Origin of the sequence: Mycobacterium parascrofulaceum ATCC BAA-614 (assembly GCF_000164135.1) — a bacterium.
Taxonomy (GTDB): Bacteria; Actinomycetota; Actinomycetes; order Mycobacteriales; family Mycobacteriaceae; genus Mycobacterium; species Mycobacterium parascrofulaceum.
Genome location: NZ_GG770561.1, coordinates 86,691 through 103,507 on the forward strand (window position 1 = coordinate 86,691; position 16,817 = coordinate 103,507).

At 63.7% G+C, this 16,817-nt stretch carries 13 protein-coding genes and 2 pseudogenes; 11 read left to right on the plus strand and 4 right to left on the minus strand.

What is annotated here, in order from left to right; translation table 11 throughout:
* Positions 1-62: 62 nt before the first annotated feature.
* The 6 genes and pseudogenes from HMPREF0591_RS34180 to HMPREF0591_RS32690 form a co-directional block, all read left to right on the plus strand.
* Positions 63-630, plus strand: a pseudogene (locus HMPREF0591_RS34180) (tyrosine-type recombinase/integrase); the annotation flags it as partial.
* Positions 590-1,699, plus strand: a complete 1,110-nt coding sequence (locus tag HMPREF0591_RS28105) for a tyrosine-type recombinase/integrase (RefSeq protein WP_007172192.1) — start codon at positions 590-592, stop codon at positions 1,697-1,699. The pseudogene HMPREF0591_RS34180 and the gene HMPREF0591_RS28105, both read left to right, overlap by 41 nt.
* Positions 1,696-3,951, plus strand: a complete 2,256-nt coding sequence (locus HMPREF0591_RS28110) for a tyrosine-type recombinase/integrase (protein WP_007172193.1) — start codon at positions 1,696-1,698, stop codon at positions 3,949-3,951. Before HMPREF0591_RS28105 ends, HMPREF0591_RS28110 begins: the two co-directional genes overlap by 4 nt.
* On the plus strand, positions 3,941-4,381 hold the full coding sequence (locus tag HMPREF0591_RS34185) for a DUF6262 family protein (RefSeq protein ID WP_007172194.1): 441 nt from the start codon (positions 3,941-3,943) through the stop codon (positions 4,379-4,381). The genes HMPREF0591_RS28110 and HMPREF0591_RS34185 overlap by 11 nt, the downstream gene beginning before the upstream one ends.
* Positions 4,382-4,606: 225 nt before the next feature.
* On the plus strand, positions 4,607-4,933 hold the full coding sequence (locus HMPREF0591_RS28115; protein ID WP_007172195.1) for a helix-turn-helix domain-containing protein: 327 nt from the start codon (positions 4,607-4,609) through the stop codon (positions 4,931-4,933).
* A gap of 848 nt (positions 4,934-5,781) precedes the next feature.
* Entirely contained in the window at positions 5,782-6,402 is a 621-nt protein-coding gene (locus HMPREF0591_RS32690; protein ID WP_007172196.1) for a hypothetical protein, read from the plus strand.
* On the opposite strand, the gene HMPREF0591_RS28125 is transcribed toward HMPREF0591_RS32690, so the two are convergent.
* On the minus strand, positions 6,403-7,659 hold the full coding sequence (locus HMPREF0591_RS28125) for an IS30 family transposase (protein WP_420492635.1): 1,257 nt from the start codon (positions 7,657-7,659) through the stop codon (positions 6,403-6,405). It abuts the gene before it with no gap.
* A 169-nt stretch (positions 7,660-7,828) separates the two neighbouring features.
* Between HMPREF0591_RS28125 and HMPREF0591_RS28130 the strand changes: the two genes are divergently transcribed.
* Positions 7,829-8,506 carry a hypothetical protein gene (locus tag HMPREF0591_RS28130; RefSeq protein ID WP_174814221.1) on the plus strand — a complete coding sequence of 226 codons (678 nt, stop codon included), beginning with the start codon at positions 7,829-7,831 and terminating at the stop codon, positions 8,504-8,506.
* Between the two features lie 159 nt (positions 8,507-8,665).
* Here the strand turns inward: HMPREF0591_RS28130 and HMPREF0591_RS28135 are convergent, their stop codons facing one another.
* Positions 8,666-9,265 carry a TetR family transcriptional regulator gene (locus HMPREF0591_RS28135; protein WP_033717415.1) on the minus strand — a complete coding sequence of 200 codons (600 nt, stop codon included), beginning with the start codon at positions 9,263-9,265 and terminating at the stop codon, positions 8,666-8,668.
* A 428-nt stretch (positions 9,266-9,693) separates the two neighbouring features.
* On the opposite strand from HMPREF0591_RS28135, the gene HMPREF0591_RS28140 reads away from it, so the two are divergent.
* Both HMPREF0591_RS28140 and HMPREF0591_RS28145 read left to right on the plus strand, forming a co-directional pair.
* Positions 9,694-10,305 carry a TetR/AcrR family transcriptional regulator gene (locus HMPREF0591_RS28140; RefSeq protein ID WP_007172200.1) on the plus strand — a complete coding sequence of 204 codons (612 nt, stop codon included), beginning with the start codon at positions 9,694-9,696 and terminating at the stop codon, positions 10,303-10,305.
* A 75-nt stretch (positions 10,306-10,380) separates the two neighbouring features.
* The gene (locus HMPREF0591_RS28145) at positions 10,381-10,827 is read left to right on the plus strand and encodes a DUF6188 family protein (protein WP_007172201.1); all 447 of its coding nucleotides are present in this window, start codon (positions 10,381-10,383) and stop codon (positions 10,825-10,827) included.
* 114 nt (positions 10,828-10,941) lie between these two features.
* Here HMPREF0591_RS28145 and HMPREF0591_RS28150 read toward each other — a convergent pair whose 3' ends face one another.
* Together HMPREF0591_RS28150 and HMPREF0591_RS28155 are read right to left on the minus strand one after the other, a co-directional pair.
* On the minus strand, positions 10,942-11,838 hold the full coding sequence (locus tag HMPREF0591_RS28150) for an alpha/beta fold hydrolase (RefSeq protein WP_033717417.1): 897 nt from the start codon (positions 11,836-11,838) through the stop codon (positions 10,942-10,944).
* Positions 11,835-14,921 carry an MMPL/RND family transporter gene (locus tag HMPREF0591_RS28155; protein ID WP_007172203.1) on the minus strand — a complete coding sequence of 1,029 codons (3,087 nt, stop codon included), beginning with the start codon at positions 14,919-14,921 and terminating at the stop codon, positions 11,835-11,837. Before HMPREF0591_RS28155 ends, HMPREF0591_RS28150 begins: the two co-directional genes overlap by 4 nt.
* A gap of 804 nt (positions 14,922-15,725) precedes the next feature.
* On the opposite strand from HMPREF0591_RS28155, the gene HMPREF0591_RS28160 reads away from it, so the two are divergent.
* The gene (locus tag HMPREF0591_RS28160) at positions 15,726-16,367 is read left to right on the plus strand and encodes a TetR/AcrR family transcriptional regulator (protein ID WP_007172204.1); all 642 of its coding nucleotides are present in this window, start codon (positions 15,726-15,728) and stop codon (positions 16,365-16,367) included.
* A gap of 245 nt (positions 16,368-16,612) precedes the next feature.
* Positions 16,613-16,769: pseudogene (locus tag HMPREF0591_RS32695) on the plus strand (DUF5078 domain-containing protein); the annotation flags it as partial.
* Positions 16,770-16,817: the final 48 nt, after the last annotated feature.

The window sequence follows — 16,817 nt, forward strand, 5'->3', positions numbered from 1 at the left end:
ACCGCCCACCAGATCACCCACTACGAGCGACGTCATGCAACAGGTCGCAGACCCCCGGAGAAGGCTTGCGGCGCCAAGAGGCGGTGGGGCTAGACCTGGTGGATCTGAGATCGAATCCAAAGCTACCGTCCTACGGGCGTTTTGGCGGCGTATTCGTCCGATTCGGAAAAGCGTCCCGCGGTAGTTCGCCGAAGCGACGCGTCGTGCTGACGGTGCCGGAAATGGACTGGATTGTCCAGGTTTTCGAGTCCTACCTGGAGGAGGTTCGTCCATGCTTTCGAGCGGGCCGGCATCCGGCGTTATGGGTCACCGAACGTTGCGGCCGTCTCTCCAGACGCGCCGCGAACGAGGCCTTTGTGGCTGCGCGTGACGCCGCGGGGTTGCCGCAGGAGCTGGACCTGCATTCGCTGCGCCAGACCCTACGTCACACACCTGACCGAATTCGATTACCCGGAGCGCTTCGTGCAAGTTCTCTCGAGCCCGCACAGGGGTGTCCACGACGTGCAACACGCACGTGGCGTTGGCGGCGATCTTCGTGGCGGAGGTGGTTATCTGCAGCGGTCCATCACGCAGATTCCACGGAGGTTTGATGCTTGTGCAACGGGTACTGATGCCCACTTCGTCGCTTGAATCCTGGACGGTCCTCGGCGACGGAGGCGGCTCGGTGGAGCCAATCGAGCGCTACCTGGCCTATCTGACCGACATCGAGCGGTCCCCGAACACGGTCAAGGCCTATGCGCACGACCTGAAGGACTGGTTCGTCTTCCTCGACGCTCGCAGCCTGAACTGGCGCGAGGTCCGATTGGAGGATCTCGGGGAGTTCGTGTCCTGGCTGCGGCTGCCGCCGGCTGGCCGGGCTGGCGCAGTGGTGCTGTTGCCCTCGGCTGAGCATCACTGCTCTGCGGGAACCGTCAACCGGAAGCTGGCGGCGATCAGCGGCCTCTACACGTTTCACGCCCGGCACGGAGTCGACCTCGGCGACTTGGTCACTGAACTGCACCCAGGTCGGCGCCGGCGCTCGGGATGGAAGCCGTTCCTCTACCACCTGAGCAGCGGCCAGCCGGAGCGGCGGCGCACGATCAAGCTCCGGACCCCGCGTCAGCATCCGACCATTCTGACCGCCGGTCAGGTGCAGGCGATCCTAGATGCCTGCATCCACCTGCGGGATCGCTTGTTGTGGGCGTTGTTGTGGGACACAGGGATTCGGATTGGTGAAGCGCTAGGTCTGCGTCACGAGGACGTGGCCGCTGCCGAGGGTGAGTTGACGGTCGCGCCGCGATCCAACGACAACAGGGCGCGCGCCAAGTCGGCGACACCGCGCACCATCCCGATCAGCCCGCAGCTCATCCGCCTCTACGCCGACTACCTGCACGACGAATACGGCGATCTGGACTCCGACTACGTGTTCGTCAACCTCTGGGGCGAACCGTTCGGGCACCCGTGGGGCTATCCCGCGGTCTACGACCTGGTGTTGCGGCTGCGCCGGAGCACCGGCATCGACTTCGATCCCCACTGGTATCGGCACACCTACGCCACGCGTTTGCTCCGCCAGAACACCCCGATCGAGGTCGTCAGCACGCTGCTGGGACACTCCTCGATCGCGACCACGATGGACATTTACGGGCATCTGTCCGTCGAGGACGCCCGCCGGGCTCTGGAGGCGGCCGGCTTCCTGACCGGGCAGGAGGTGCAGTGGTGACCGCGGCAGTCCCGCCGCTACCGTCGGCTGCGGCTCCGGGCTTGCTGCGCAAGCTGGTGGCCGCGGTTCGACCGGAGTTCCGGGTGGACATCCTCGTTCCCGAGCGTGGTGCGCTGGTGTTCGACACCGCGCCGTGCCGGGTGCCGGGCTGCGTGCGCCAACCGCGCACCCGCGGGCTCTGCAAAGGCCACTACGTCGGTTGGCAGCAAGAAGGCCGCCCGGACATCGACGTGTTCGCCACGACTGCAGCACCGGAAGGGCTCGGGCGCAAAGAGCTCACGGTCTGCGCCGTCCAGGGCTGCCGGTACGGAGGTGCTCGCCGGGGTTTATGCCCACGCCACCAAGGGTTTTGGGAACGGTCCGGCATCGCCGACCGAGACGTATGGCTGGCTGCCGTTGCTCCGGTGGATGATCCCGATCATCCCGTCTGCGCGTTGTCCTATTGCACGCTATGGACGCAGGGACGGTCGCCGTTCTGCGTCAATCATCGGTCCCGATGGGCAGCGGTGGGATGTCCCGACATCGACGAGTTCATCGTGCTCTGCGAGTCCTATGGCGACGACCGGTTCGACTTCCGACCGTTCGGTGATCGCCGACAGCTCAAATTGGAGATGCAGTACGCGCTGCAGTGCCGGCACGATGAACGCCAGGTCAAGACTCCCGCTGCCGTCGCGCGTCCTGTCATCGCACTCACGGCCGCCAGTGGGGTGGCCTCGCTGCTGGACTGGCCGATGGCACGTTGGATCGAGTTCTTCGACGCCAACCACGCTGCGCAACACGGCCAGAACGGACAGCTGGCGTTTCTGCGTTACGCCTATCGCTGTCTGGAGGACCTGCACTGCGGCAGCGGGTGGGAGGCCGAGTTCCCGCGCGACGTGTGGGAGCTGCACCGGCTCGGCGTCGAGGGCCGCAAGCGGCTGCGCTTCGACGGCATTGCGCAACCGTGGCTGCGGGATCTGGCCAAGCGGTTCGCCCGCTGGCGGTTAAGCATCGGACGCAGCCCCAACCAGACCTACATCGACGTCCAGGCGGTGACGCGTTTGGCCGGCTTCTTGGCGTCCCCGCCGGTCGACATCACCAGCCTGGCCGGCATCAACCGCGCGGTATTGGAGCGCTACCTGGCCGACCTGTCCACCGACCCCCGGGCACTGCACTCCCGCAGCCGCGACATCAGCTCGCTCGGTGCGTTCCTCGACGCGATCCGCCGCCACGAGTGGGACCACGACCTGCCCGCGAGTGCCGCGTTCTATCCCGACGACTTCCCCAAACCCGCGAAACGCCTGCCCCGCGGGCTGGCCGAGCACATCATGGCCCAGGTCGAACAGCCCGCGAACCTCGACGGATGGAACAACCCCGAGAGTCGGCTGCTCACGATCATCCTGATGCGCTGCGGACTGCGCGTCGGTGACGCCACCAAGATCGCCTTCGACTGCGTCATCCGTGGCGGCGACGGAGCTCCCTATCTGCGCTACACCAACGGCAAGATGAAACGCGAAGCTCTCGTCCCGATCGACGAGGAAGTCGAGCAGGCCATCGCCGAGCAACAACAGCGGATCCTGCGCCGCTGGACCAACGGCAGCCCCTGGCTGTTCGCCGCTCCGAAGATGAACCCAGACGGCCGCCGGCCGCTGACTACGCCCTCCTACCGCGGCCAGCTACGGGACTGGCTGGCGCGCTGCGAGATCCGCGACGAGCACGGCCGTCCAGTGCATCTGACTCCGCACCAATGGCGGCACACCTTTGGAACACGGTTGATCAACCGGGACGTGCCGCAAGAAGTCGTACGGGTGTTACTCGATCACTCCAGCGGTGAGATGACAGCTCACTACGCCCGCCTTCACGACACCACCGTCCGCCGGCACTGGGAGTCCGCCCGCAAGGTCGATGCCAGGGGCCAAACCGTTGCGATCGACCCCGACGGCCCACTGGCCGAAGCGAACTGGGCCAAGCAACGGCTCGGGCGCGTGACCCAAGCATTGCCCAACGGCTTCTGCGGGCTGCCAGTTCAAAAGACCTGCCCGCATGCCAATGCTTGTCTGACATGTCCGATGTTCGTGACTACGCCCGAGTTCCTGCCGCAACACCACGAACACCGTCAGCAAGTCCTGCAGATCATCTCCGCTGCCGAGGCGCGCGGTCAGTTACGCCTCGTCGAGATGAACCAACAAGTCCTGGGAAACCTCGACACCATCATCACCACACTCGAAACCGACTCCGGTTCAGAGGAATTGGATTCTGCTGATGCGGGCTGACAACACCCGGCACCTCATCGTCGCCGCCCGACAACGCCACGAACTCACCCGAGCCAAGGCGATCCAGGCATTGAGGACCCTCGACGCCGAAGGGCGCCCGGTCACCTTCGAGGCCGTGGCTCAAGCAGCGGCGGTGTCTCGGTCCTGGCTCTACGCGCAATCCGACGTCCGAGCTGAGATCGAACGGCTTCGCGCTGCCCACCGTCGAGCACCCGCGACACCGGTCCCCGCGCGGCAACGAACCTCGGACGCCTCACTGCTACGCAGGCTCGAAGCCGCCAACCAGCGCAACCGGAAATTGGCCGAGGAGAACCGCACGCTCCGAGACCAACTCGCCCGAGCACTCGGCCAGCAGCGCACCGCATCCGAAACCACGTCAACCCGCACCCCCCGGAAACGTCTCAGCTCGATAACGATCGGTCCCTGCTGAAAGGCCTCCCCCATGACCCCACCTCAAACGTCGACGACAACGTCCACAACGAAACACCGCAGGTCAAAGCCCCGAATAGGCCAGCGGCTCAAGATAATTCAACACCAAGTCGGACATTCCTATGCGAGCACCACGTCGATCTATAGCCACGTCTGACGAGTACCGCAACCGTTTGCTCCGTGAAGCGCTCACCAAACGCGGCATTGCCGTCGGGGAGGATCAACCGTGATCAAGAAGATGGGTTATCAGTGGCGGCTGCGGGCGCTGATGGCGCAACGGGAGCTGTACCAGACGACTGATCTGGTTCCGCTGTTGGCCGAACGTGGCGTGGTCCTGTCGCGAGAGCAAGTGTTTCGCCTGGTCACTGCGCCTCCCCAACGGCTCTCAATGGACGTGCTGGCAGCGTTGTGCGACATCTTGGAATGCTCGCCCAACGACCTGATCGAAATCGAAGCCGTCAATCAATCGGTGAAGAAGGCGGCCGGGGACTCACCGCGGGAGGTGCCGAAGGTGCGGCGCACGACTGTGCGTCGACCTGACCGCAGCTCATGAGAGGATCGGCGAACTTCAGGCCCGACGCGTGGGATCGAGTCCGCGCTCACGTAGTCCGCGCTCTTGGCGACCTATCGCTTGCAGATGCCGACCGCCTCCTGAAAGCTGCTCGTGTCGACCGGCCGAAAACGCTCAATCAGGTCGACGCGTACCTGGCCGCTCATGGCGACGGAGTGCTCAACCCGGACGCGTCCTGCCCGCGGGGGCTTATGCGCTTGACGCACGTACTGGTGGCTGATGGCCACGCGTCGGTGAAGCCGCCGGCCTGTACGAATTGTCAACAGCGCGTGTCTCTGACCGCGATCGGTCCGACCGGCCGCATTTGTGGTCGCTGCAGAGATCTCGATCGATCGTTCACGTGCGCGCGATGCGCAAAGACCTCTGTCAGCAGACGCGTCAATCTTCCCGACGGACCCGTGTGCACGAACTGTTACAGCCGCGACCCGTTGTCGCGCAAGGAATGTAGCATCTGCGGACGCCTCCGTCCCCGGGCACGTCGACTCGTCGACGGCGGCGTGCTGTGTCCCACGTGCGCGCCACCGCGCCTATACACCTGCTCGGGATGCGGACAACGGCGCCGCGCCCCGTACGTGGCATCGGAAGGACGCATCTGCACGAACTGCTACGCCAAAGCCAGCACCGTGTGGGTATGCGGATTATGCGGAGCCACCCGGCGCCGCCAAAGCAGCAGCGTCCTCGGCCCGCACTTGTGCGGCACCTGCCGCGCCATCACAACGAGGACCTATTCCGGGATACGTTCACCACACTCGAAATCCACCTGCGCGTTCTGCCGACAACGGCGCGTTGTAGCCCGCCATTGGCCAGCGGGGCCTGTCTGCACACCGTGCGTGCGCAAGGCGAAGATGTACCCGTCACCATGCGCGGCGTGCGGCCAGCAGGCGGTGCTGATCGGATTTGACCCCGACGAGCGCCAAATCTGCGGGCCATGTTCTGGCTCCACGCTCGACTACCGCTGCGCCAATTGCGGTCAACCGGGTATTCGCGCGCATAATCGATGTAGCCGCTGCCACACCGCCGAATTACTGCACAACGCCTTAGCCGGGCCGGATGGCCAGATACCGGCGCAACTGAAGCCACTGGCGGACGCTCTTGCCAACGCCAATGATCCACGCAGCGTCGCCGTCTGGCTCGGCAAGAGCGCCGCCGCGGAGCTCCTCATGAATCTGGCGCGCACCGGACAGACCATCACTCACCACGCACTCGATCAGCTCCCACCCGGTGGGCATGTCAACTACGTACGTGAAATCCTCGTTCGCACAGCAGTATTGACGCCGCGTAACGAATACCTCGAACGTATCGAGCCATGGGTGGATCGCCACCTAGCCAACTATCCCGCCGAACACGCACGGCTGGTCCGCAGCTACACCATCTGGTACCTCCTGCACCGAGCCCGCCGAGCCAAACAACCACTAAGCAATCCCGGGTGTCAACGGCGGGGTGGCTTCTAGTCAACGTCGCAACAGTTGATGGTCTGGTGAGGTTAGCAGCGCGGTGAAAAGTTCGGCGGGACTGCGGTCTTCGAGGGTGTGGCGGGGGCGGTTATTGATCTCGTATTCGACAGCGCGCAGATGGTCGGGTGTGTAGGTGCTTAGGCTGGTGCCCTTGGGGAAATATTGGCGTAGCAGCCCGTTCGCGTTCTCGTTGCTGCCGCGCTGCCACGGCGAGCGGGAGTCGCAAAAGTAGACCGGCACGCCGAGGTCTGCGGTGATGTCGGTGTGTCGGGCCATTTCGATGCCCTGATCCCAGGTGATCGATCGGATCAAGTTCGATGGCAGGCCACCCATGGTCGTGGCGATCGCGATACGCAGGGAGTCGGCGTCACGGGTGGGAAGGTGCATCAGCCGAATCAGGCGGGTCTGGCGCTCGACCAGGGTCCCGATCGCCGAGCGCTGGTTCTTGCCGACGATGAGGTCACCTTCCCAATGCCCCGGCTGGCTGCGGTCGGCGGGAGCGAATGGCCGCTGATGGATCGACAACATCGGCTGGGCGAACCTCGGACGCCGCCGACCCGGCCGCTGGTGCGCGCGGCGATGGGTCCTGCCAGTGCGCAACGGACCCCGGTGTGACGACCTGACCTGTGGCGGCCGTATCAAGCGCGAATGGGGTTGGTACACAGCCCGGTAGATGCTTTCGTGGCACAACCACATCAATCGGTCCTCGGGGTATTCGCGCCGCAAGTGTCGGGCGATCTGCTGCGGGCTCCACCGTTGAGCGAGGAGCTCGGCGATCAGGTCACACAGGGCGGGATTCTTGTCGACCCGCCGCTGGTGACGACGCGCTCTGCGCTGAACCGCCCAGCGGTGGGCTTCAAACGGCCGGTACTGGCCGTCGCGGCGGCTGTTGCGGCGCAACTCCCTCGATACGGTCGATGGTGCCCGGCCAAGCGTGGTGGCGATCTGCCGAACACCCATGCCCGTGCGGCGCAGATCGGCGATGCCGATCCGCTCCTCTTCGGATAGATAGCGATCGCTGATCTGGCGCACAGCCAAACGATCGAGTGCGGGCACGAATCCCACGGCCTCGCCACGCCGATAGGTTTTGTACCCCCTTGCCCAATTGTTTGCTGCGGTACGGGACACACCGACTTCACGACCCGCCGCCAAGATGGACCAGCCCCGGGCGCGCAGCTCCGTAAATCGCTCACGCTTGGCGGACTGTGGCCGTCGGCCCGGGCCTTTTTTCACGCGACGCGACGATGACAACACAACCTCCAGAACCTAGAGAAGTGTTGCGACCGCCCCTAGAAACCACCCGGGGACACGGGGTCAGTTTTCAGACGACGCCGACACCGGGGCAGCACGCATTCGCCGCCAGGTGTGCGTCGCACTGGAATTCCTCGCTTGGCTCGAGACCCGGGGACGCACCCTCGCCACCATGGACCAAGCAGACATCGACAACTGGTTGGCCCACGGCACCTGGCGACACCGAGAGATCCGGCCCTTCCTGCACTGGACAACTCAGCGTCGCATCACCCACGGCGCCTCCGCGCCGGCCAACCGACCCAGCCCGCCCTCGGTGTTCATCGACGAAGCCACGCACCTCGAGCAACTCCGCCGATGCCTCAACGACAACACCATTGACATCGATGTGCGCGCCAGTGGTGCGCTCATCCTGCTGTACGGAATCACCACCATGCGAGTACTCGGGTTACGACAGAACCAGATACACACCCAGGACGGCCACACCTACCTCACCCTGCGCGACCACGAAATGGTGCTGCCTCCTAAGCTCGCCCAACTGCTCGCACAACTGCCGCGTCCAACCCGGCGCTCGACCCTGCCCGAACCCTCAACACCGGACCGGCTCCTGTTTCCCGGACGAACACCAGACCGCCCAGTCAACTCGGGCGTGTTCGGCAAGCGACTCAAACATAGCGGCCTGACAATCCGAGGCGGTCGCAACACCGGCCTCATCACAATGGCAGCCGAGTTACCGGGCGCAGTTCTGGCCGACCTACTCGCCATCGATATCGTCACCGCGACCCGCTGGGCGGCATATGCCAAACGCGACTGGAATCAGTATCTTGCCACCCGAAAAGCGGGCTCTACCTAGCAATTGCGCCTGCCCCACTAGGGTTAGCCCATTTGATCACCGGTGGTTGCCGTTACAAATATGGTGTGGGGTTTCGGGTTACCGGCCGGGTCCTCCGGGCTGTGGACGTGGCAACGGCCGCGGCTGCCGCCGAGCGCGATGGTTCATCGCGGTCCGCGATTAGTCGAATCCGGCTAGTGTGATTCTCAAGGCTTGTTCCAGTTGAATGTGGAGCGGTGGACTCGTTTTGGTGTCCGTGCTAAGCCAGCGCCGAAGTATGAATTGTGCAGTGGCCAAACCCGTGTGGACCAGCAGCGAGGGGCGGATGTCGGTCACCGCGTCGACGTCCATATGCGTAGCGACCAGTTCGATGAGCCGGTGGTTATCGTTCTCGCTGATCAGCGCCGATTCGCCCAGTAGGTGGGGGGCGGTCCGGATGGCTTCTCGCCAGTATTGCAGATTCTGATTTGCTTTGTCCCAAGCGGTTTCGATAAGCAGACGCATCAGAGTTTCGGTTGCTGATGCATCGGACGGCTGGGCGCGGTAGGACGCAACGATTTCGGCGACCGTTTGCCGGACGGGTGCGACAAGCAGGTCTTCCTTGGTGGGTGCGTAGCGGAAGTAGGTACTGATCGAGATTCCGGCCGCGGCCGCGATGTCCTCGGTTGTCACGGCAGCGAATCCGCGTTCGGCGAAAAGCTGGTGTGCGGTGTTCTGGATCTCGGAGATCAACTCGGCGCGGCGTCGGTCCCGTAACGAGCGGATGTTTGCTGACGGCATGCCATCACCTTCGTCAATGTGACATTCCAACTGCATTATGAGCTATGGTACGAACAGTAGCGTAGCGAAACCGAAAGTACTGGGGGTATTTCCTTGCCGGTGTCGCAGCGTCGGGTGCCGTGGGTTGCGTGGGGAATTGCGGCTACCCGCATGAGTATTCGCTGCCGAGTGCGCCCGGAAGCGTCCGCCGATCGGGTCCGCGTTTCGCACCGCGGTCTGGACGGCACAGCTTCAGTACCCACTCATGGCTGTGTCACCAGTACGCTCGTGCTAGCCCCGTTTACCGCACTCGCGGCTCTTGCAGTTGCGCTTGCGGCTGCACGCATATCCAACGGTCTGCAAAGACATCGTCTTCCCCGAAGGGGGATTTGAGGAATGTCATCCCGCCACCTCCTCGTCGAAAGGTCTATCCCCGAAGTGAAGTCGTAGTGTCGGTTGACGTACCGTTCCGCGCGGCGCCAGATTCCGAGACCGGTACCGGGGGCAGCACCGCAATCCTCGATGCTGCCCGAGCGGTCGCAACGGCGGGCGGTTTCAAGGCCGTGCGTCTCAAGACGGTGGCCAAGCAAGCTGGCATCACTGTCGGGTCACTGTATGACCATTTCGCGTCGAAGACCGACCTGCTGGTGACGCTGCTCGCCCGTGAGTTCGAGCGGGTGAATCAGGAACGCGACTGGAGCACGTGCGCCGCTTCCCCGAGTGACCGACTGGGATCGTTGACAGCGCGGCTCCACGACGAGTGGCAGCAAAACCTGCAGCTCACCGAGGCCGTGGTTCGGGCATTCGTTATGGCGGGCACAGACGAAGCCTTGACAGTGCAACACGCCGCCGACGTCGTCGAAAGCATGCTGGCGCGCACGGTTGGTGGGCCGACGCAGGGAGCTTGCGAGCGACAGATCGCCGGAGTCATCGCAGATATCTGGCTGGCCAATCTAATGGCTTTCGTCGTCGGACGGGCGACAGCAGCGGAGGCGCGCGAGCGCATTGATCGAGGTCTGCAGCGCATTCTTGCTGCGTGGAACGCGAGCAAGAGCGCATAGCAATACTAATAGTATCGGTGCGCTACTAGCGGTAGCATAGGTAGGCGACTCGCTGGTGCGTCGAAGGGAGTGGTTATGTACACGCAATGGATCGAGCAGTGCACCGTGCAACGAGTCTCGCTGCACGAAGGGCTGGTAGTCGACCTGGACGATCACAACCAGCTGGTGATTTCCCGACCGATGCGGCTGACCCTCCCTCCGGCAGCAGGCTGGCCTGAGGAAGAAGTGTTGATCGACCCTATCAATCTTTCGGCCGAGGAGCGGCCACTGTTGGACCTGGCCGGAGCGATCTGCACGCGTGCCTGGTGCGACGACGACGGTGCGCTGCATCTGTGTTTCTCCCGCGGCCACCGCATCGATGTCGACCCGGATGCGGCGGCGACTTCGTGGGAGCTCTATGGCAAGTGCCACGGCTACATGGCGTGTCTGCCGCGGGGTCGAGTCCGGGTGATTCGGCACGACCTTCCTGTTGACGAGAATGACTTAGACGCAACACAATCAGTGGCCATGGCGCATCAGTAGCCGCGCGCCTGGCGACAGGACGGCACAAGCGCCGAAGGCGTGCGAACGATAGATCGAGCCATCTCGATGGGTGTCCGACGTGTCAGCCGGGGCGGGTGCAGGTTCGCTGGATGCTTACGTCGGGGTCCTTGTGGTGCGGTCGAGGAAGTCGGTGACCGCGGCGGTAAACGCGTCGTTGTTGTCGCCGGCAACCATGTGACCGGTGCCGGTGACGTCCGTCGTTTCGGCGTGCGGGACGAGCTGGAGGAATTCGTTGACGGTTTCCTGGGAGACTACGTCTGACAGTGCGCCGCGTACTAACAGCGTTGGGGCCGTGATTCGACGTGCTCCTTCGGCGAGAAATCCGCTGATGGCGTCGAACTCCTCGCTGCCTGTCATGAGATTGCCTTGCAGGACATCGAAGTTGGAGCTGATGAACGCTGGGTCCCAGCGCCAGATCCATCGTCCGTCGCTACGTTGCCGCAGGACCTTGTGCAGGCCGTCGAGATTTTCGGGTCGCGCGCGCCGGGGGTTGTATTCGGCGATGATGTCGGCGGCGTCATTGAGTGAGCCGAATCCGTCGGGGTGGGCGGCCATGAATGACACGACGCGACGGGCTCCATGAAATTCGATCCGCGGGGTGATGTCGACCAGGACAACGGCTGCCCAGAGGTCGGGTGGGGCCAGCAGATGGGTAGCGAGGATGATCAGCCCACCCAGCGACGCGCCGACGACGGCGGGGGGACTGTCGGCGCTGACGTGTCCTCGTACCGAGATCAGATCGGATACGAACCGTTCGACGTCGTATTGTCCGATCGGGTCCCAGTCGCTGTCGCCGTGACCTCGTGTGTCGTAGGCGACGACGGTGTAGCCGTGGGAATGGAGTCGACGAGCGGTGGTGGCCCACGCGTGACGGTTCTGACCGCCGCCATGGAGGAGCAGCACGACGGGGCGAGTCGCGGCGTGCCGGTAGCAGTCGGCCACGAGAGTGATCCCGTCGCTGGTGCGGATGCGCTCCTGGCTAATTGTCATGTGGTCCGATGTGGTCGGCCGTTGTGAGTCAGGGGTTTCCGTTGCGGCCACCAGCTCGCTTCGCGCAGCAGTGTGGCGATCGCGGGAACCGTGAGCGTGCGAACGACGAAGGTATCCAGAAGTAGGCCGCAGCCAATGATGAACCCGGCTTGGATCATGATCGCGATGGAGCCGACGATCAGGCCGAACATGCTGGCGGCGAAGATGAGCCCGGCCGAAGTGATGACTGAGCCGGTATTTGCGACGGTTCGCAGGACGCCGACGCGAATGTTGTGGGTCGATTCTTCGCGTAGTCGCGAGATGAGCAGCATGTTGTAGTCGGCGCCGACGGCCACCAGGATTATGAACGCTAGAAGCGGTACGGGCCAGGCGATTTCCTTGCCGAGGCCATATTGAAAGACGAGGGTTCCCAGTCCGAGCGCGGCGCCGTAGTTGAGCACGACGGTACCCAACAGGTAGAGCGGGGCGACCAGGGCGCGCAGCAATACGACCAAGATGAGGCCGACGATGACGAGGGTCGCAAAGGCCAGCTGATGAAAGTCGGCGGAAAGCAGGCGTTGGATGTCGGAGTTGACGGCGGGGAATCCGGCCATCGACACCGTGGCGTTGGCCAGCGAGGTGTTGGGTCGTGCGGCATCGGCGATCTCGGTGATTTTGTGGGCGAGGTTCATCGCGTCGCTGCTGTAGGGGTCGTAACTGGATTCGATGGCGAAACGCGCGGTTTTGCCGTCGGGCGACAGGAAATGCTTTGCGACGTCGGCGAATTGGCGGTTCTCGAAGGCATTGGTGGGAAGGTAGAAGCCGCTGGCGTTGTCTGAGCCGGCGGTGGTTCGTGCGGAATTCTGCAGTTGGGTGGCGATTTGGCTCATGCCCGACAGCATTTCGATGTTGCTGTCGGCCAGGGTGTGCACGCCGGTGGCGAGGGCCTGTGCGCCGGAGGCGAGTTGGCTGATGCCGCTTTGGAGGCGGCGGATGTTGCCGGCCAGGTCGGCAGGGTCGCCGAGTGCTCCGAAAGCCTTGTCCAGCGACGTGATTGCGTTTTGGACGTCGGCCACGGTGCCGGCCGCGGTGTCGCTGCCGGGCTGGTAAAGGTCGCCGAGGTTGGCGAGCTGGTTGAAGAAGCCGGTATGGCGCAGGGTCACCAGGATCTGCACCTGGTCGCGGAGTTGGGCGCATTCCGGTGTGGTCGCACACCATGGGGAGGTGTTGAGCGCACCGACGAGCGGGTCGATGGCGGCGATTGCGTTTTGGGCTTGGTCGGCTTGCTGGCGCAGTCCCGGACCGGTTCGGATGGCTTGGTCGACGGCCGGGGCGGTAGCCGAAAGCTGCTGTAGCAGCGGACGGAACCGCTGGACTTGGGATCCACTGGATTGGGCCTGGGTGAGGATCCCGGTCAACGGTGTCAACGCGGTGCGCAAGGTGGTGTCCAGTTGCGCGAGACCGCCGGCGAGTTGGTCGGCGCCGTGGGTGAGTTTGGCCAGGTCATCCTTATGGGCGTCTCCCTTGGCGACCGCGCCGGCCATCTTGTTACCGATCTGGCCGTTTTGCCACGACAGTTGAGCCTGGTCCAGGCGTGCGCCCGTGGGCCGGGTGACACCGGAGACCTTGGTGACACCAGGCAGTTGCGAGACCCGAGACGCCATTTCATCCAGGTCGGCCAGGGCCTTGCTGGTGCGCATATCAGTGGGCGATTCAACCAGCATGAATTCGGTGATGATGACGTCCTTGCGAAAGTGGCGGTCCAGCAGGTGATACCCCTCATTGCTGGCGGTGGTCGCCGGCTGTCCTTGGCGATCGTCGTAGCTGATGTGCATAGTCAGCGCGACGGCCGCCAGGCCTAGCACCAGGGCCAGACTGGCGACCAGCAGTGGAACGGGTCGACGCACCACGGCCACGGCGATCCAGTTCCAGTAGCGGCGTGTGCGGTCGGCCTTGGGTTCACCGATGCCGCGTTTGGCCGCCAGCGCCAACACCGGGGGAAATAAAGTCACCGTGGCCGCAAATCCGACAAAGACGGCGATTGCGCACGCGGGACCCAACGCGGCGAACACGCTCAACTTCGCGAACACCATGGCCAGAAACGCAAACGCCACGGTGGCGGCCGAAGCCAAAATCACGCGCCCGATGGTGGCGGTCGCGTTGATCACCGACAGATCCGGCGGGACGTTTTGGCGTCGCTGCTCGTGATATCGACTGATCAAGAACACCGAATAATCGGTGCCGGCACCCAGCAAGATCACCGTCATGAAGGCGATGGTGAACTGCGACACCGGCATGCCCGATTCGCCCAACGCTGATAGCACTCCGCGCCCCACCGCCAGGCTCACGCCGATGACCAGCAGCGGCAGCAAGGCGGTAAACACCGACCGATACACGACCAGCAAAATCATCGCGATCAGGCCTGCTGTCGCGACCGAGATGACAACCAAATCCTCTTCGGCCGAAGCGATTTGATCGCGGAAGGTGGCCGGGGGCCCGGTGACGCGAACATCGGTGGGTGAGCCGCTAAATGCCTGGGCGGCGATCGTGCGGACCGCCTGGACCGATTCGGCAGCTTTGAGATCGCCCAGCGTTCCGGCCACTCCCACCGGCACATACCAGGCTTTGCCGTCTTGGCTGACTGCCTGGCTTGCGGTGACTGGGTCGGCCAACAAGTCTTGAACCAAGCGCACATGCTCCGAATCGGCACGCAACCGGGAAATCATCGCGTTGTAGCGTCCGCGCACCGGCGCAGTCAGGCCCGCCGGATCCTCCATCGCGACAAATATCGTCGTCTTGGATCCCTGCTCGCCGAAGGCCGCGCCCATGCGGTCTACCGTCTGAAGCGATGGCGCATCGCGCGGTATGAGATTCACTGACTGCTGTCTAACAACGGTTTCCAGCTGCGGGAACAGCACCGCCAGGGCAGCGGCGCTCACCACCCACATGCCGATGATCAGCACCTTATGTCGGATACTGAAACCCGCCAAGCGCGCTAGCCGATCGCTGTACGCGCCCTCACCGGCCGCAACCTTTTGAAGTCGCTCCCGAACAGGGCGACTCAAGGTCGCCACGCCCGAAGAGACCCACCCGTTGTCTGCCATCCCCCGCCCCGCTACTTCGAAAGAAATCAACGGTATCGCAACAGTACTACCAGTACCCTTCTACCTGCCCGGCGAAACCGCCACCGGTGTCCGAAGCTCTCTGATCGCCGCCGCGCAACCAGCCGCTTCAGGCGGTGACCAACGCGCCGTCGACGGTCCAGCATGTCCGGTACAGCGACACGTGATCCCTTTGCGCACAGGCGGTTTGACAATGACGATGCACCGACTCCGAAACAGTGACCGCTTCATGAACGGCGCAGGCGAAATCCCAGCCGGGAGATCAACCTGATCGGCTCGTCGCGCACGTGGTCATACATTTCCCGGTTCATCAACTCGTCGTCCAAGTAGGAGCAGGAGCGAGGAGGGTAGTGACGGGGACGAACGCGGCCGCGGTCATCAACCGGCGGCTGTCGGTGTAGGCGCCGAGTGATACCGCGGCGGACCAGCCTGAAATCGCGAACCCCCCGCGCCCACACATGCGTCTTGGTTAGCCCAAGCGGCACATTCATCGCCGACCAGCCCCGCCCGTCTGTGCGATTCCCCCTCGCGCCCGCCGGCAGAGTTCGTTCGTCCGCCACACGAACCGGCCTGTGGTGGCCGCGCCCTGGAGCTGCTCAACCAGGGATCGTCCGACCCGCTGCCCGATCATGCGTCCTCCTTCGCCCCACAGACCCTTACAGACAAGTGTACTAGTGGTATCGCTACGCTACTAGTAGTAGCGTAGCCGTCTAGGGGTCGAATCAATCGACCGATGCAGCCGCGATTCGGTGCCGGCCAGCTACGCGCGAGGTTTACGGTGACTACATGGAGCGCGACACCCTGGAATTCCCGGTCGACGACGATGATGACGTCGACCCGCGCCTGTTGCGCTCACGAACCCGGCTATTGGATGCGGCCACCAAACTCCTGAGCGCCGGCGGCATCGAAGCCGTCACCATCGACGCGGTCACCAAAGCCTCCAAAGTCGCGCGCACGACCCTGTATCGCCACTTCAGCAGCTCCACTCAACTGCTTGCCGCCACATTTGAAAGGCTGCTGCCGCAGGTCCACCCTGCACCGGAGACGGGATCGTTGCGCGACCAACTCATCGAACTGTTGAGCCGACAGGCCACGCTGTTCCAGGAGGCACCGCTGCACGTCACCACCCTGGCCTGGGTCGCGCTTGGCCGCACACCAAACGGCACCCAGGAAACCCACGACCGGCACGCGCTGCGCACACGGATCATCGACCAGTATCGCCAGCCATTCGATGCCCTGTTGCAAAGCCCCGAAGCCCGCGCCGACCTCGACGATTTCGACCCGGAGCTCATCCTGTGTCAACTCGTCGGGCCAGTGGCGTTTGCCCGACTCACCGGGCTGCGTGCCATCGATCGTCAAGACTGTGAGCGCATCGTCGATGACTTCCTCGCCGCGCACCGCCGCAAGGCCGATGAGCCCGCATCGTAGGCCACCGTCCGCAAACCCCTCTTTCCGCAGCAGCCGCTTCACTTTGTCCTCCAAGACTTCAGGACTTCATGCTCGACGGTGAGGTCTTTGATGGTTTCCCTATAGACCAACCGCCAACGTCACCAGCGGGCCTATGTCGCCGAAGTGTCTTCTGGTGCGGGGTGCAGCAGAAAGTAGGCGTTTAGGTCGATGTCTTAGCGACCGTCGGGCGCTATTGAGAAAGGTGCGTTGGATGTTGCAAAACTCGCGTGTTCTCCGAGGCTGTCTACGGCGATCCGCTTTGGTTCGCGTGGCCCAATCACATGAAGATCTTCTGCAACAACAAGGGCGTTGTCGCCAAGTCCACCCACGTGTGCAACAACTACCTTCCCCGGGGAAATGTCGGTCTGGAACTGGAGCTAACCCCGCCCTAGTCCCGCCGCGGTCGGGACTGCATGCACCTCAGCAATG

Bases quoted from the DNA above. Each gene is read 5' to 3' on its own strand.
- HMPREF0591_RS28155 (WP_007172203.1), bottom strand. From the start codon at position 14,921: ATGGCAGACAACGGGTGGGTCTCTTCGGGCGTGGCGACCTTGAGTCGC.
- HMPREF0591_RS28130 (WP_174814221.1), top strand. From the start codon at position 7,829: ATGGACCAAGCAGACATCGACAACTGGTTGGCCCACGGCACCTGGCGA.
- HMPREF0591_RS28105 (WP_007172192.1), top strand. From the start codon at position 590: ATGCTTGTGCAACGGGTACTGATGCCCACTTCGTCGCTTGAATCCTGG.
- HMPREF0591_RS28160 (WP_007172204.1), top strand. From the start codon at position 15,726: ATGGAGCGCGACACCCTGGAATTCCCGGTCGACGACGATGATGACGTC.
- HMPREF0591_RS34185 (WP_007172194.1), top strand. From the start codon at position 3,941: ATGCGGGCTGACAACACCCGGCACCTCATCGTCGCCGCCCGACAACGC.
- HMPREF0591_RS28145 (WP_007172201.1), top strand. From the start codon at position 10,381: ATGTACACGCAATGGATCGAGCAGTGCACCGTGCAACGAGTCTCGCTG.
- HMPREF0591_RS28135 (WP_033717415.1), bottom strand. From the start codon at position 9,265: ATGCCGTCAGCAAACATCCGCTCGTTACGGGACCGACGCCGCGCCGAG.
- HMPREF0591_RS28150 (WP_033717417.1), bottom strand. From the start codon at position 11,838: ATGACAATTAGCCAGGAGCGCATCCGCACCAGCGACGGGATCACTCTC.